The following is a 13,232-nucleotide window of genomic DNA, read 5'->3' on the forward strand; positions in this document are numbered from 1 at the left end:
ATGTTGATGACGAAGCAAGTTATAACGGACCGAAATGCCACGGTGGTTGCTCCTCCCGCGACCGTGCTGGTTGTGGGTGCCACTGGCAGCATTGGCCGCCTGGTGGTGGCTGAGGCCTTGCGAGCGGGTTACGCCGTTCGGGCATGGGTCCGGGATGAAACAAAGGCTCGACGTGTCTTGCCACCCGGGGCGCAGTTGATCGTTGGGGAACTCACCCACCGTGACGCTTTGTCCCGGGCAGTTGAGGGTATCGACGCCATTGTCTTTACCCTGGGCGCGGGAAGTGTGCGCGGTGAGCGTGCTGAGGCGGTTGATTATGACGGTGTACGCACCGTGCTGATGGGCCTCGGCAATCTCAAGCCACGAATTTCACTCATGACGGCCATTGGCGTGACGAAGCGCGAAGAGCCCCGCATGGGTGTGCTTGGTGGTCATGACTGGAAACGGCGATCGGAGCGGCTGGTTCGCAGTAGCGGGCTCGCTTATACGATCGTTCGGCCCGGTTGGTTTGACTACAACGAGCCGGATCAGCAGCGGTTGGTATTGCTTCAAGGGGATACCCGGTGGGCAAGTGATTCCAGCGATGGCGTGGTCGCTCGAAAGCAAATTGCCGAAGTGCTGGTCCACAGTCTGGCTACGTCCTCTGCCACCTTCAAGACAGTCGAACTGGTCGCCGAGTACGGGCCGGCAACGCGGGATTTTGAGGCGCTGTTCGCGCCGCTGACCTCGGATCCACCCGGCACCCTGGATGCGGTGCGTGACGTTGACAACATGCCGCTCAACAAAGAGCCCACGCGGGTTCGCGAGCAACTTGCCGCGCTCCACGCCGCCAGCCGCTGACTTCATTTGTTCCGAACGCGCTACAGCCAATCCCTGGCAAATGTCTTGCCGGGGGCGGGTTGGCTTCAGGCAGCGCCCGGATGCACAACGCGGGTCGGCCTCAGATTTCAGTTGAGAACGCCGTACCCATAACACGAAGGGACATCATGAAACGCCACACATGGTTTTTGGTGTTGTCGGGCGCGGTTTGGGCTCAAGTCGAGACCGTCCCTCTTTATGCTCAAGAAAAGGTATCACCCATGTCTGAAGCCTCTCCAACCACCACCAGCCCGCAACCAAGTCGGGCCCAGCAATTGATGGGCGACATCGACCCCAAGCTGGCTGAGCTGACCGACAAAGTACTTTTCGGCGATATCTGGGAGCGTAAACAGCTTTCCAGACGTGACCGCAGCCTTGTCACCGTTGCCGCACTTATCGCGCTCAATCGCCCCGATCAGCTCCGTTCGCACATGGCGCTCGCATTGCAGAACGGCGTCACCAAAGACGAACTGGTCGAGACGATCACCCAGCTCGCCTTCTATTCGGGGTGGCCCAATGCTGTTTCAGCAGTGTCAATCGCACGTGAGGTATTCCGGATGGCAGACGCTACAGCAGGCCCGCCCAGTACCGCTGAACATGAGGGAAAAATGATCACCGTGATTCACGCTGCTTCACAACCGTCCGTCCAGGGCTCTGCTGACTATTTCACCGGCTCGGTCCAGGTGGATTCACGGTTCCAGGCGGAGGCACCAGCACGCAGCGCGGGCGGAATCGTGACGTTTGAGCCGGGTGCACGTACTGCCTGGCACACCCATCCATTGGGACAGACATTGATTGTCACTTCCGGCACTGGTCTGGTTCAGCAGTGGGGTGGCCCGGTTCAGGTCATCAAACCGGGCGATATCGTCTGGATTCCGCCTGGGGTGAAGCACTGGCATGGTGCTACTGCGACGTCGAGCATGACACACATCGCAATCGCGGAAGCCCAGGACGGAAAGTCAGTCGACTGGATGGAACAGGTGTCGAATGCCCAGTATCAGGCGACTCAGCCCGAGTAATGCAAGGCATCACGCAATACGGTGAAGGCAGGTGAACTCTGGCGTCTACTCGGATAGTAGAGGTGGTAGCCAGGGAACGACGGGCACCAGTCCGAAAGTACGCGAACCAATCGGCCCGACTCGACATGTGCATGCACCAGATCCTCGGGCATGTAGGCCAGGCCCAGCCCCCTGAGGGCGGCATCCAGACGCATGGCGATATTGTTAAAGACAAGCTGGCCTTCAACGCGCACTTTCAGTTCTTCCCCGCCTTTCTCAAACTCCCAGGGGAAGATGCCGCCATAGGTTGGCAGGCGGATGGTAATGCAGTTGTGCCGGATGAGATCACGTGGTGTTTCGGGTTGCCGATGCCTTGCAAAGTAGTCTGGAGAACCGACCGCGGCCATTCGGACGTCCGGACCGATACGTATCGCGATCATGTCCTTTGCAACTTGCTCTCCCAGCCGGACACCTGCGTCGTAGCCTTCGGCCACGATATCCGTCAGACCGTAGTCAACCGTGATTTCGACATGAATGTCTGGATGGGTGAGCACGATGTTCGCAAGCGCCGGCTGTAAAACAGTAATCGCAGGATGTTCGCCCGAGGTGATGCGCAACCTGCCAGCCGGTTTGTCCCGGAACTCGCTGAGCAATGCCAGTTCGGTGTCGATTTCCTCGAACCGGGGAGCCACCACGCGCAGCAGATGTTCACCAGCCGCGGTGGCCGAAACACTGCGGGTCGTGCGAGCCAGCAGCCGGATGCCCAGCCGCTCTTCCAGCTGTCGCATGGCCCGACTCAAAGCAGGTTGCGACATGCCGAGCTTGGCCGCTGCGCGGGTAAAGCTCCGCTCCCTTGCCACGACCGAAAAAATCGCCAGCTGCTCGTAGCCTTCGATCGACATTTATTCGCTCCTGTTATAAACCCTTTCCGATTATGCCATCTAGTGTAGTTAATGGTGAGGGTCTACATTGGCCTTTATTGGAGGGCATCATGCAAACACGCAAACTTGGCAACACCCAACTCGAAGTATCAACCATCGGCCTTGGCTGCATGGGCCTGAGTCATGGATACGGTCCGGCCACGGATACCCGGCAAGCCATAGCACTGATCCGTGCGGCGGTAGAACGCGGGGTGACTTTGTTCGATACCGCTGAAGTCTATGGCCCCTATCTCAACGAAGAAGTCTTGGGTGAGGCGCTCGCCCCGGTGCGCGATCAGGTCGTCATCGCCACCAAATTCGGCTTTACGTTCGGCGACGACAACAAGCAGCAGATTCTCAACAGCCGGCCGGAATATATCCGTTGGGCTGTCGAAGGTTCGCTCAAGCGCCTGCGTACCGATGTGATTGATCTGCTTTATCAACACCGTGTCGATCCGTCAGTGCCGATTGAGGACGTTGCGGGCACGGTCAAAGATCTGATTGCAGAAGGCAAGGTCAAGCACTTTGGCCTGTCCGAAGCGGGTGCCCAGACGATCCGGCGGGCTCACGCGGTGCAGCCTGTGACTGCCCTGCAAAGCGAATATTCAATGTGGTGGCGTGAGCCCGAGCAGGAAGTTCTTCCAACGTTGGAAGAACTCGGTATCGGTTTTGTACCGTTCAGCCCGCTGGGCCGCGGCTTCCTGACCGGCGCCATCGGTGCCGGCACTACCTTCAGTAGTGACGACTATCGTAGCCAGGTGCCGCGCTTTTCGCCCGAGGCACTTGAAGCCAACCAGGCCTTGGTCGACAAACTTCATCAGATTGCCGAAAACAAGGGCGTGACATCAGCCCAGATCGCGCTTGTCTGGTTACTGGCCCAAAAGCCGTGGATCGTGCCGATCCCGGGGACGACCAAACTGCATCGCCTGGAGGAAAACCTGGGGGCCGCTACCATCACGCTGACTGATGATGAGAAACACAAGCTTGCCGACTTGCTGGCTCAGATCAAGATCGTGGGTGACCGTTACTCCCCCGCGCACCAGGCGCGTGTAGGTCGCTAAGCTGGGACGAATCACGATGTCATCCTCCCCGGACACGCTTCGTCGCACGCTCTTGACTGCGCTTGCAGTACTCCCACTCAACGGGGGTGCCGCAGCACATGACACCATGGGTGAGCAACGACGCACTGGATCGCGGAGCCTGGTGGCCTACTTTTCCCGCTCAGGAAACACACGGGTGGTGGCCGGGCTGATCCATCGCACGCTTCACACCGACCTGTTCGAGATTCGACCGGCCACGGCTTACCCCGAGGACTATCTGGAGACGGTCGAACAGGCGCGTCAGGAGCGCGATAGCGGTCGCGAGCGCCCGCTGGAAACCCGGGTTTCAAACATGTCGGACTACGACACCGTATTCCTTGGCTTCCCCATCTGGGGTGAAACCGCGCCGCCGGTGATCCGCGCCTTCCTCTCTGCGCACGATCTGGCCGGGAAAGCGCTGACCCCCTTTATCACCCACGGCGGCTATGGGACAGGAAACAGCCTGGCCGTACTCGCCAGCCACGCACCGAAAGCCCGGCTAATCCCAGGATTTGTGATGGAGGCCGATCAGGAACGGCGAACCATGAATCAAGTGAACGACTGGTTGAACGGCATCAAGATCAACAGCTAACCAACCTGTATTGCAGGCGGCTTTTTCCGGCCGGCAGAACCCATATCACCTTAATTTTTAGTGAGTAGAACCATGAAGATTCGCAAACTCGGCAATAACCTTGAAGTCTCCGCCCTGGGTCTGGGCTGCATGAGCATGAGTTCGGCGTATGGCCCGCCGGCTGACAAGCAGGAAATGATCAAGCTCATTCGCGCTGCCCACGACCGCGGTGTTACCTTGTTTGATACGGCAGAAGCGTATGGCCCGTTCGCCAATGAAGAACTGGTCGGTGAAGCGCTTGCGCCGATTCGCGACAAAGTCGTCATCGCGACCAAATTCGGTTTTGACATCGATACTGAAACGGGTGCTCGCCGCCCCGGCACCAACAGCCGTCCCGAGCACATCAAAGCGGCGACTGAAGCCTGCCTCAAGCGTCTGGGTACGGACCGCATCGATATTTTGTACCAGCACCGTGTTGACCCGAATGTGCCAATTGAGGATGTAGCCGGTGCGGTCAAAGATCTGATCGCCGAGGGCAAGGTTAAGCATTTTGGCTTGTCAGAGGCAGGCATCCAGACGATTCGCCGTGCGCATGCTGTGCAGCCGGTGACGGCAGTCCAGAGCGAGTACTCGCTGTTCTGGCGCGGCCCCGAAGTGGAACTGCTCCCGGTCCTTGAAGAACTCGGCATTGGTTTCGTGCCATTCAGCCCGCTGGGTGCCGGTTTCTTGACTGGCAAGATCGATGAAAACACGAAGTTCGACCCCACAGATTTCCGCAATAGCGTGCCGCGTTTTTCGCGTGAAGCGCGCAAGGCGAACCTTGCTCTGGTGGATGTCATCAAGTCGGTTGCGGAACGCAAGCATGCAACACCGGCGCAAGTCGCACTGGCTTGGCTGCTCGCACAGAAGCCATGGATTGTGCCGATCCCGGGGACAACCAAATTGCATCGACTCGAAGAGAACCTCGGCGCTATCGACCTGGAACTGACCAAAGACGATCTCAACAGAATCGCCGAAGAGTTGTCTGGATTTGAAGTCGAAGGTGAGCGATTGCCCGAAGCTGTGCTGAAAATGTCCAACCTGTGACCATCCGGGCTTGGGGCCATGATTCCATCAGTCAGAGCATCTGGCTGATGGAACTCATCAGGACATAAAAGCACCTCCGGGTGCTTTTTGTTTCTGGAGCGGAGACATCTTTGAGATGCACTTGTCGGTCAGCTTAAATCTCGGCCGTGGCCCTTGCCGCTTTTTCATACGCATGGCGGAAGGTGTCGCTGCGGATCCAGGGCTCGGGGGCGCGACGCAACCTGACCGAATATTCGCCAAAGCGCTTGATGTGCCCTGACAAGTACGGACTGAGAAAGCTCAGGTCCTCAGGGCGGATCTCATGTCCTTCGGTTTTAAGTTGCTCCAGCAATCTGGTCATGTCTACAGCATTTTGAAGAATGAGCGAAGTGGCGATCAGATCATTATAGCGGAGCCGTTTTTGCTGTTCGTTTGGCTCGTTGACCGGAATGACATCACCTCCAAATGACAGCCACTTGGCAAACCCGTTGTACGCTTCGGTTTTGTTGGTGCCGGCGGTAATGTCTTGCCGCAACTCCCGATCACCAATCCAGTCGAGCAGGAAGCAAGTTCTGACAATGCCGCCCAACTCCTGGGCCGCCGCATAGAGACGGTTGCGGCGACTGTACGAGCCCAGTTTGCGCAGTAGCACGGGGGACGAGATTTTTCCTGCGTGGATGGACAGGGCGACCTGCATCAGGTCCTGCCAATGCCTATGTACCAGGTCCCAATCCACCGTGCCGTCAAACAGGCGGCCGATATGTTTGTATTTCACGCCTTTATCAGGACGATAAAGCCGCAAGTTGCGCCAATTACGAATACGAGGCATCAGCTTGATGCCCAGCAGGTGAGTAAAAGCAAAGACGGTTGCAGACTGACCCTGAGTATCTGAATGCACCGTATCGGCTTGCACACTCAATCCTGATTTTAGTAGCCCCTCAATGACATAGACCGCTTCCCATACGCCTGGTGGAATAAAGTGCCGAAACACCGCCACGTAGTTATTGGCCACATGCCGATATGCGACCGCCCCGACCTTGCGGTAGCGGAAGTGGTAGTCGACCAGCAAGTTCTGGTCATAGAAATCGTACTGAGTGCCGTCTGCTGCAACGGTTTTGCCGTCACCCCATGCGCCTGGCAAATCCAGACGCAGATACACTTCATTCAGAAGCCGGTGCGCAGCCTCAAGGTTGTCTACTGAAAAATGGCGCCTGTTGGTGTATGAGAGGGTATGGGCTGTAGTTCCGGCTTTGGCGATATGGCGCGCTGTCTGGGTCGGACCCAGATTGCAGCCCATGGCAAATACAGTCAGCAAATAACGCTCAGCAGGTTCCCGGAGCTTTTGTTCGTTGCCAGACAGAGGCCCGAAAAACCGTGTAAACGACAACCAATGCTCAATGTTGGCCAATACATCCAGCAAGTGCCGTTGCGGCATCCGCTGTACGAGAAGGTTTTGCAGCTTGATTGCCGATTCGGGAATCTCCCTTGCCAAAGTGCGACGAATAACTGGTTCGCCAGTTGCACCCCAGCTGACATCGTCCGCGCAGTCCGGAAATCGTTCGTCCAGCGCATTGGCCTTGTCGGTCAGCCAGCTTCGCAATTCATCAACAAACTCGTCGGCATTGGTGGGGAGCCCGATTTTTTCACAGTACGCAGGTAGTATCTGCTCGCATTGCTCCCACGGCAAAAGTTGCTTCCGGTAGTCCGCAAAATCCTCTGAACCGGCAATGCACAAGTCACCCGAGCGAAGGTCATCAGCCAGATGAGAGAAAACACATATCTCAAGTGTACGGCGATCAAGGCCGTGCCCCGTGCGGCTGAAAAGCAGTTTTCTCCAGCGCTCTGAGACAAAAGAGAGATCCAGAGACTCTTCGATGATTTCGATGCGGTGCCGATCCTGGTAAATCTTGATGATGTCCAATGCATCAAGGAGCGCAACATCCTGAGTGGTCGGTTCTACGCGCAGTAAATGCACAAGCCTGAAGAGAATGGATCTATGACTTTTGTAAAAGGCCCAGATCCTGGGCAAATAGTTGAGTCCGCTGTTGGCTTGAATCTGCTCGCAGGTTTCAAGTAGTTCATCCGCGGACCCCTCCGAGACGTAATCGCGGATAGCGCGCCCTGCGCGCAAGTCGTCTGGTTCGTGTTTGATGATGCCAAGGACACCAGCGAAGGTGGCGGCAAGCCGTTCCACTTTGTCCCGCTGGCGTAATTGGGCCTGCTCCAGATCCTCGCGAGCCCGTTTGTGAATACTGTAAACCCTTCGCATGAACATCTCGGCCAGTTGATCCCTGGCGCGGATCTGCATGCAATGAATGAGCGCCAACAGGAGGGTTAGCCGGCGCGGCTGCGCGCACTCCTTTAGTTCAGATACGTCATAGCTGTAGGCCTGTTCGGCTAGATGCCGGATTTTGGCATGCGGAATGTCATGGAACGCGTCTTCGACATCCCCCAGACTTTCCAGCCATTCCAAATGTTCAACCAGCATTTCGAGGTGTTTTTTGGTTGGCTTCCGGGCGGACCGCTTCAGTGTGTTGTAGGTGTTTTGGCGGTTTTCGTAATTGCCACCTTCAAGCAGATGGCTTAGCGCCTGAATATGTGGCAACGAGATGCGTTCCAGAACAGTAGCGTAGAGTTCTGATTGCGAGCGGGCATGGGCCTTTTCCGCAATTTCATCCAGGGTTGAGAAGGCGGGGAGCTCATATTTTTGCTCGATCAACCCATCAACGACCCCATTAATGATGTCCAGCTTTTGATCCATAAGCCGAGCTGCGCCTATGGCCAGCTGTTCTGCAAGCGCGGTTGACGCGCCGCCGTGGGCGGGGTGCAAGCCTAGCCACTCACGCACCATCTTCATTTGCCGGTACAGCGTATTGTTTCCTGAGTAGCTCAGATTAATCCGCTCACCGTAACCCAGCACCCCACGAATGTGAGAAACGATCTGAGTTGGTATTTTTTCCACCGAAGGGAAGTAGTGAAGCTGTTGGCAGCACTTCAGAAGTGTAGCCAGCCCAAGGCGCAACGGCAGGGATGTGCTGCTTTTCTTGATCCAGGCGATCTCTTCCTCGGACGGGGTAAAAAAGCGAGTTAGCTCCTGGGTGCTATAGGAAGGTGCGAGGGCGGGGTAAGCGGTGCGACCAACTGAAGCCATGCTGCCTCCGGTTTGAAGTAAGGGCAGCGTAGCAGATTGCCAGAGACTTTGAATTTCAGTTCAATGAAATCATGTGGTTAGCGCTCGAATGGGTAAAATTCCGCCACATCCCGGCATGACCCCTGCAGCGGCGCCGATCTGGAAAGCCTGAACGCCTTTACCGGCATGGTGACCGATCCGGCCTTGCTGACGCTGGACCTGACCGAAATCTATTCCCGTGATGCCACGGGCCAGAAAATCGGCGCGCTTTCCACCGCGTCCGGCGTGTCCGCTGTGGTGCTGGAAGTGGACATCGCCGCCACTGCCGTGGCGCCGACGCTCGCGCTGTTTGCCATTGAATCGGCGCCGCAAGCGCTGTCTGTGGTCAACAAGCTGATTCGCTACTCCACCAACATCGGCGCGGCGGGCAAGTTCGCCCTGACCATCCCGTTTGGTGTGGTCGGCGGCTCCATGCTCAAGCGTTTGTGGATCAAGTCGGCCAACCTGACCGCGCTGGAAATCAAGGGCAACGGTCTGACCATCCACGACAGCACCAAGGCGTCTAACGAGTTCTGGCAGAAAGAGAACCGCAAGACCCCGCAAACCGGCTGGTATGTGGTCGATTTCGTGGTTGATAACAACCAGGAAGACCACCTGAACACCACGGCGCTGGCCTCCATGGAAATCAACGGCACGTTTAGTGCGGCGGAATCCGTCGTCTATTTCGGGGAATACACCGACCTGCTGGGCAACCTGTAACAAGGGGGCGCCATGGATGAAAACGGAAACCCGGTAACCAGTGGCCGCCAGTCTGCGGACTGGACCGACACGCTCATGAATGTGCTGGGCGGGCTGGGTAGCACCTACCTGAAAGGCAAGTACGGCCAGAACGACACGCAATACGTGGTCGGCCAGGACGGCAAGCTGTATCCGGCAGGTGTGCCGACAACCATCGTCGGCAATACCGGCACCAGCACCGGCAGCACCATGACCATTGTGGTTGTGGTGGCCGTGGTTGGCGTGCTGGCTCTGGTTCTGCTCAAGGACTGATATGGACCCAACACTCGCGGCAGGTTTGATCAGCGGTATTGGCAGCGCGGCGGGCGGTGGCCCGTCCTCCGCGCAAAGCTCCATGTCGTCCACGCTCAATCACTCGTTTGGTGACAACTGGGCAGTGAATTTCAGTGGCACGCAAACCACGGCACAGACCTCTGGCATTCCCGGTTCTTCGGATTCGGGCGGCATGGGTTCGCTGGGCGCTTCGCTCATGTCCCCGATGAACATTGCGCTGATTGGTGGCGCTCTGGTGCTGGTCGTCGTGCTGGCCAAGAAGTTCAAGAAATGAAACTGATCTGCAAGCGGGAGGACTGGTCCGAGTGGCACGCGCAACAACTGGCGCGCTCGGTTGGTGATGACCCGCTGTGCGATCTGGCGTTGTATCGCGGCATGGTTGAGGACGGCTCCGCCAATCTCTACACATTTCGCGACGCTCAAAACAATCCGGTCGCCTGCTACCTGCTCACGGTTGAGCGCTACGGCAGCAAGCGGGAGGCCGTGATTGTCGCGGCGGCCAGCGTAGGGCAGGGGCTCACTACCCCCGTTCTGGAACACATCAAGGCGCAATGCGTCGGGTGCGATTCCATCCGGGCACACACGTGGCGGCCCGGCATGGTGAAGCGATTAAAAGAGGCCGGATTCATGCCGGCTGAAACGGTTCTGAGGTGGACCAATGGGAAGTAGTAGCAGCAACAAAACGTCGAACACGGCAACGAGCGTTGACCGCCGACAGGCTTTGCAGGACTCCATCGGCGTCAGCGGCGATAACAGTTCTATCGACCTGAGTAACCGCAGCACCAACAACATTGATGCCAGCGATCACAGCATCACTCAGAACATTACAACCGACGGCGGCGCCATCGCCTCGGCGGCGGCCACGGCGCAAGCCGCCATTGCTGCCAACAAGGACGCGTTTACGTCCTTCGGTAACAACCTGCTGGATTCGCAGAAAAACGCCCTGGACTTCGGCGTGCATGTGACGGATTCGGCTTTTGATGCGGTAAAGGCAAGCAACGACAGCACGGCAGACATTGCCCGCATCGCCATGGCCAACAACGCGGACGCATGGAACAACGCCAAGACCGGTAACGGGCTGGGCGATCTCAAATACGTGCTGTACGCCTTCGCGGGCGTGTTCGCACTGATGATGTGGAAAAGGGGTTAAGCGATGCAGACATTGCGCCAGTCGTTCACCACGGGCGGCACCTGGAATCAGGCCACGTTTGCCCGCCTGTTTGTGCTGATCGATACACCCAACCCCATCAACGTCCGCCTGTACAACACGGGCGGAAAAATGATCTACGAGGCAACCGGCGTAGAAGCGGGTTTCTACACCGTGCCGGAAGAAAATTTCGCCCGGTTTGAGATCGATAACGCCTATGCGGGCGGCTCGGTCAAGGTGGGCGTCAGCCAGTCTGACAAGGCCGGTTACAACCGCGTCGGTGGCAAGATCGACGCCAAGATGATCGGCGCCACATCGGTGGTAAACGTGCCTTTCAAAACGGTCGGCACGACAGAAACCGCGCTGGCGGCGGCCAATCAGGGCCGGGCCTCGCTGCGTATCTGGAACAACAGCAGCAGTGACGTGTTTATCGGTGCGCCCGGCCTGAACATCAATGATGCCGCCATCAAGCTGGCACCGGGCGGCCTCTGGATCGAAACCGATGCGCCCGGCGCGGCATGGGTGGCGCTTGTTGCTGCTGGCACTGCGCCCGTCAAGGTGCAGGAAATCATCTGGTAACGCATGCGCCGCCGCACGCACATCCTCAATAGCCCGATCAATGGATCGGTCAACAGCTACGGAAGCCAAAGGCGAAAGATGGCCGGAGAAATCATTTATCACGCGGGCAACCTGCCGCCAGCCGGCGCACTGGTCGCCAATGGTCAACGGGTCAGCCAGACCACCTATGCGGCGCTGTATAGCGCAATCGGCTTTATCCATGGCCCGAATCTTGGTGACGGGACATTCCCGGTTCCTGATCTGCGCGGCGAATTCGTGCGCGGCACTGACTTGGGCCGCGACGTGGATTCAGGCCGGGTTATGGGCTCGCATCAGGGCGCAACTGCCTTCGGCAAGTATCTGGAGCGTGACGCATCGGTGGGCGCAAAGATCACCATTCTCAACGGCGAAAGCGCCGGCGACAGCACGTCCGATCACGGTTTGACCACGACGGCCCTGTCTGGCGCCAGCAATACGTCTATCGACTCGCCGCTGCTTGAGGTCCGCCCGCGCAACGTCGCGCTGCTGCCCTGCATCGTTTACTAAGGATTCGACATGCCAAAGATTTATACGAAAACCTGCTTTTCCTACAACCCGGCCAGCGGTGAATTCCAGGGCGAAACCATCGCATACCTTGATCCGTCCACGCCCGGCCAATACAACCTGCCGGCGTCCGCGACTTGGGCGGACCCGTACGAATTGGGTGATTGGGGCGGCCAGTGGCCGGTTTGGCAGGGTGACCGCTGGGCGCTGGTGCTGGTGGCGCAGTAATGGCGATCAACACCACGCGGCTGGCCGTGCTGGCAGCGGCGGGGTTGGGTATCTGGTGGGTGCTCCAGATCCGCACGCAAAGCGCGGGCGAAAGCCAGGACGAAAACGGCTTTTTCATTCCCGATGTGTTCGGGTTCATCAAGACGGGGCTGACCAGTGTCGGCAACGCAATCAGCGACATGACCGACATGGCAAATAGCGACTTTAAAACGAGCCTCACGCAAGGCCGTGGAAATCAATACGCCTCCGCATTGGAAGCGATCAACAGCAAATATGGAATGCCGCCATACCTGCTTTCACGCATCGCATATCAGGAAAGCCGGTTCAGGGATGACATTGTGTCGGGCAAGACGAAATCCAGTGCTGGCGCAGCCGGGATGTTCCAGTTAATGCCCATGCACTGGAAATACGTTGATCCCTACAACTGGCAGGCGGCGGGTGACTACGCAGCGAAAAACATGCTTTGCGTGTTCTACAAGCAGTTTGGCAATAGCTGGGTGAATGCCATTGCGGCATACAACGGCTATCCGTCGGTATTGAAAAGCTGGAACAAAAACGGGCGTGTGGTGCTGGATGAACTGGCCACACAAACTCAGGAATATGTGGCCAGTGTGATTGCAGATTTGGGCTGGGATTACTGAGCGAAGCGAGTTAGTTGCTGGACTCTGGTATTGCGCGAATTTGCCTCACACAGCAGCACAGCTTCACCGGCGCCGCTACCTGACGACCACGCCGCTCCAGTGAGCGTTTCGCAATCCAACTGAACAAGTTTTTCGTAGGTTGCAGCAGATTTCGCAACCGGATCAGAGAGAGAAAACAGCTTTTTGCTCTGCGGAAGTTGCTTCAAAAGATTCCGCTGTTCATCAGAGAGCTGCGTGATTGCTTTCTTTTCATCGGCAATAACGCCAAGCAGGCACTTTTCGACGTCCACATGAAAAGAGAGCTTTTGGCACTCTGCGATTGGCTGGGAAAAATCGCTGGCAAAACCGGTTGCAGCAGCAGTGGACAAGAGCAGGGCGGTGACAAGTTTTTTCATTTTTATAGTCCGGGGTGTGTTTGCGCGA

The 13,232-nt window shown here is 57.4% G+C and carries 17 protein-coding genes and 1 pseudogene; 15 read left to right on the plus strand and 3 right to left on the minus strand.

Features of this window, described 5'->3' with window-relative positions; genetic code table 11:
• Positions 1–6: 6 nt before the first annotated feature.
• Complete coding sequence (locus HNQ50_RS06920; protein WP_184098928.1) at positions 7–840, plus strand: SDR family oxidoreductase; 834 nt, start codon at positions 7–9, stop codon at positions 838–840.
• Positions 841–986: 146 nt separating this feature from the next.
• Positions 987–1,877, plus strand: coding sequence for a (R)-mandelonitrile lyase (locus tag HNQ50_RS22055; RefSeq protein ID WP_246428606.1), 891 nt, complete (start codon positions 987–989; stop codon positions 1,875–1,877).
• Here the strand turns inward: HNQ50_RS22055 and HNQ50_RS06930 are convergent.
• Positions 1,865–2,758, minus strand: coding sequence for a LysR family transcriptional regulator (locus tag HNQ50_RS06930; protein WP_184098932.1), 894 nt, complete (start codon positions 2,756–2,758; stop codon positions 1,865–1,867). The two genes, HNQ50_RS22055 and HNQ50_RS06930, sit on opposite strands and share 13 nt — an antisense overlap.
• Positions 2,759–2,847: 89 nt before the next feature.
• On the opposite strand from HNQ50_RS06930, the gene HNQ50_RS06935 reads away from it, so the two are divergent.
• The 3 genes from HNQ50_RS06935 to HNQ50_RS06945 all read left to right on the plus strand — a co-directional run bounded on the left by HNQ50_RS06935 (position 2,848) and on the right by HNQ50_RS06945 (position 5,512).
• Complete coding sequence (locus HNQ50_RS06935; protein ID WP_184098934.1) at positions 2,848–3,837, plus strand: aldo/keto reductase; 990 nt, start codon at positions 2,848–2,850, stop codon at positions 3,835–3,837.
• A gap of 142 nt (positions 3,838–3,979) precedes the next feature.
• Positions 3,980–4,447, plus strand: coding sequence for a flavodoxin (locus HNQ50_RS06940; protein WP_221303030.1), 468 nt, complete (start codon positions 3,980–3,982; stop codon positions 4,445–4,447).
• A gap of 72 nt (positions 4,448–4,519) precedes the next feature.
• A complete protein-coding gene (locus tag HNQ50_RS06945) occupies positions 4,520–5,512 on the plus strand; it encodes an aldo/keto reductase (protein WP_184098938.1) in 993 nt (330 codons plus the stop codon).
• Positions 5,513–5,645: 133 nt separating this feature from the next.
• Here the strand turns inward: HNQ50_RS06945 and HNQ50_RS06950 are convergent, their stop codons facing one another.
• Positions 5,646–8,642, minus strand: coding sequence for a Tn3 family transposase (locus HNQ50_RS06950; RefSeq protein ID WP_184098940.1), 2,997 nt, complete (start codon positions 8,640–8,642; stop codon positions 5,646–5,648).
• 135 nt (positions 8,643–8,777) lie between these two features.
• Here HNQ50_RS06950 and HNQ50_RS22590 point away from each other — a divergent pair.
• From HNQ50_RS22590 to HNQ50_RS06995, 10 genes and pseudogenes are all read left to right on the plus strand, one after another.
• Positions 8,778–8,963, plus strand: a pseudogene (locus HNQ50_RS22590) (major capsid protein P2); the annotation flags it as partial.
• Entirely contained in the window at positions 8,949–9,380 is a 432-nt protein-coding gene (locus HNQ50_RS06955; RefSeq protein ID WP_444544600.1) for a hypothetical protein, read from the plus strand. The pseudogene HNQ50_RS22590 and the gene HNQ50_RS06955, both read left to right, overlap by 15 nt.
• A gap of 12 nt (positions 9,381–9,392) precedes the next feature.
• A complete protein-coding gene (locus HNQ50_RS06960; RefSeq protein ID WP_184098942.1) occupies positions 9,393–9,671 on the plus strand; it encodes a hypothetical protein in 279 nt (92 codons plus the stop codon).
• A 1-nt stretch (position 9,672) separates the two neighbouring features.
• Complete coding sequence (locus HNQ50_RS06965; RefSeq protein ID WP_184098944.1) at positions 9,673–9,966, plus strand: hypothetical protein; 294 nt, start codon at positions 9,673–9,675, stop codon at positions 9,964–9,966.
• The gene (locus tag HNQ50_RS06970) at positions 9,963–10,361 is read left to right on the plus strand and encodes a hypothetical protein (RefSeq protein WP_184098946.1); all 399 of its coding nucleotides are present in this window, start codon (positions 9,963–9,965) and stop codon (positions 10,359–10,361) included. Before HNQ50_RS06965 ends, HNQ50_RS06970 begins: the two co-directional genes overlap by 4 nt.
• On the plus strand, positions 10,351–10,842 hold the full coding sequence (locus tag HNQ50_RS06975; RefSeq protein ID WP_184098948.1) for a hypothetical protein: 492 nt from the start codon (positions 10,351–10,353) through the stop codon (positions 10,840–10,842). The genes HNQ50_RS06970 and HNQ50_RS06975 overlap by 11 nt, the downstream gene beginning before the upstream one ends.
• Before the next feature lie 3 nt (positions 10,843–10,845).
• The gene (locus HNQ50_RS06980) at positions 10,846–11,418 is read left to right on the plus strand and encodes a hypothetical protein (RefSeq protein ID WP_184098950.1); all 573 of its coding nucleotides are present in this window, start codon (positions 10,846–10,848) and stop codon (positions 11,416–11,418) included.
• Between the two features lie 3 nt (positions 11,419–11,421).
• Positions 11,422–11,943: a phage tail protein gene (locus HNQ50_RS06985; protein ID WP_184098952.1), complete on the plus strand. Its 522-nt coding sequence runs from the start codon at positions 11,422–11,424 to the stop codon at positions 11,941–11,943.
• Positions 11,944–11,952: 9 nt separating this feature from the next.
• Positions 11,953–12,168: a hypothetical protein gene (locus HNQ50_RS06990; protein WP_184098954.1), complete on the plus strand. Its 216-nt coding sequence runs from the start codon at positions 11,953–11,955 to the stop codon at positions 12,166–12,168.
• Positions 12,168–12,809 (plus strand): transglycosylase SLT domain-containing protein, encoded by a 642-nt coding sequence (locus HNQ50_RS06995; RefSeq protein WP_184098956.1) that lies wholly within the window; start codon positions 12,168–12,170, stop codon positions 12,807–12,809. The genes HNQ50_RS06990 and HNQ50_RS06995 overlap by 1 nt, the downstream gene beginning before the upstream one ends.
• On the opposite strand, the gene HNQ50_RS07000 is transcribed toward HNQ50_RS06995, so the two are convergent.
• Complete coding sequence (locus HNQ50_RS07000; protein WP_184098958.1) at positions 12,803–13,204, minus strand: hypothetical protein; 402 nt, start codon at positions 13,202–13,204, stop codon at positions 12,803–12,805. The two genes, HNQ50_RS06995 and HNQ50_RS07000, sit on opposite strands and share 7 nt — an antisense overlap.
• Positions 13,205–13,232: the final 28 nt, after the last annotated feature.

This window comes from Silvimonas terrae (genome assembly GCF_014202765.1).
In the GTDB taxonomy this organism is placed as follows: Bacteria; Pseudomonadota; Gammaproteobacteria; order Burkholderiales; family Chitinibacteraceae; genus Silvimonas; species Silvimonas terrae.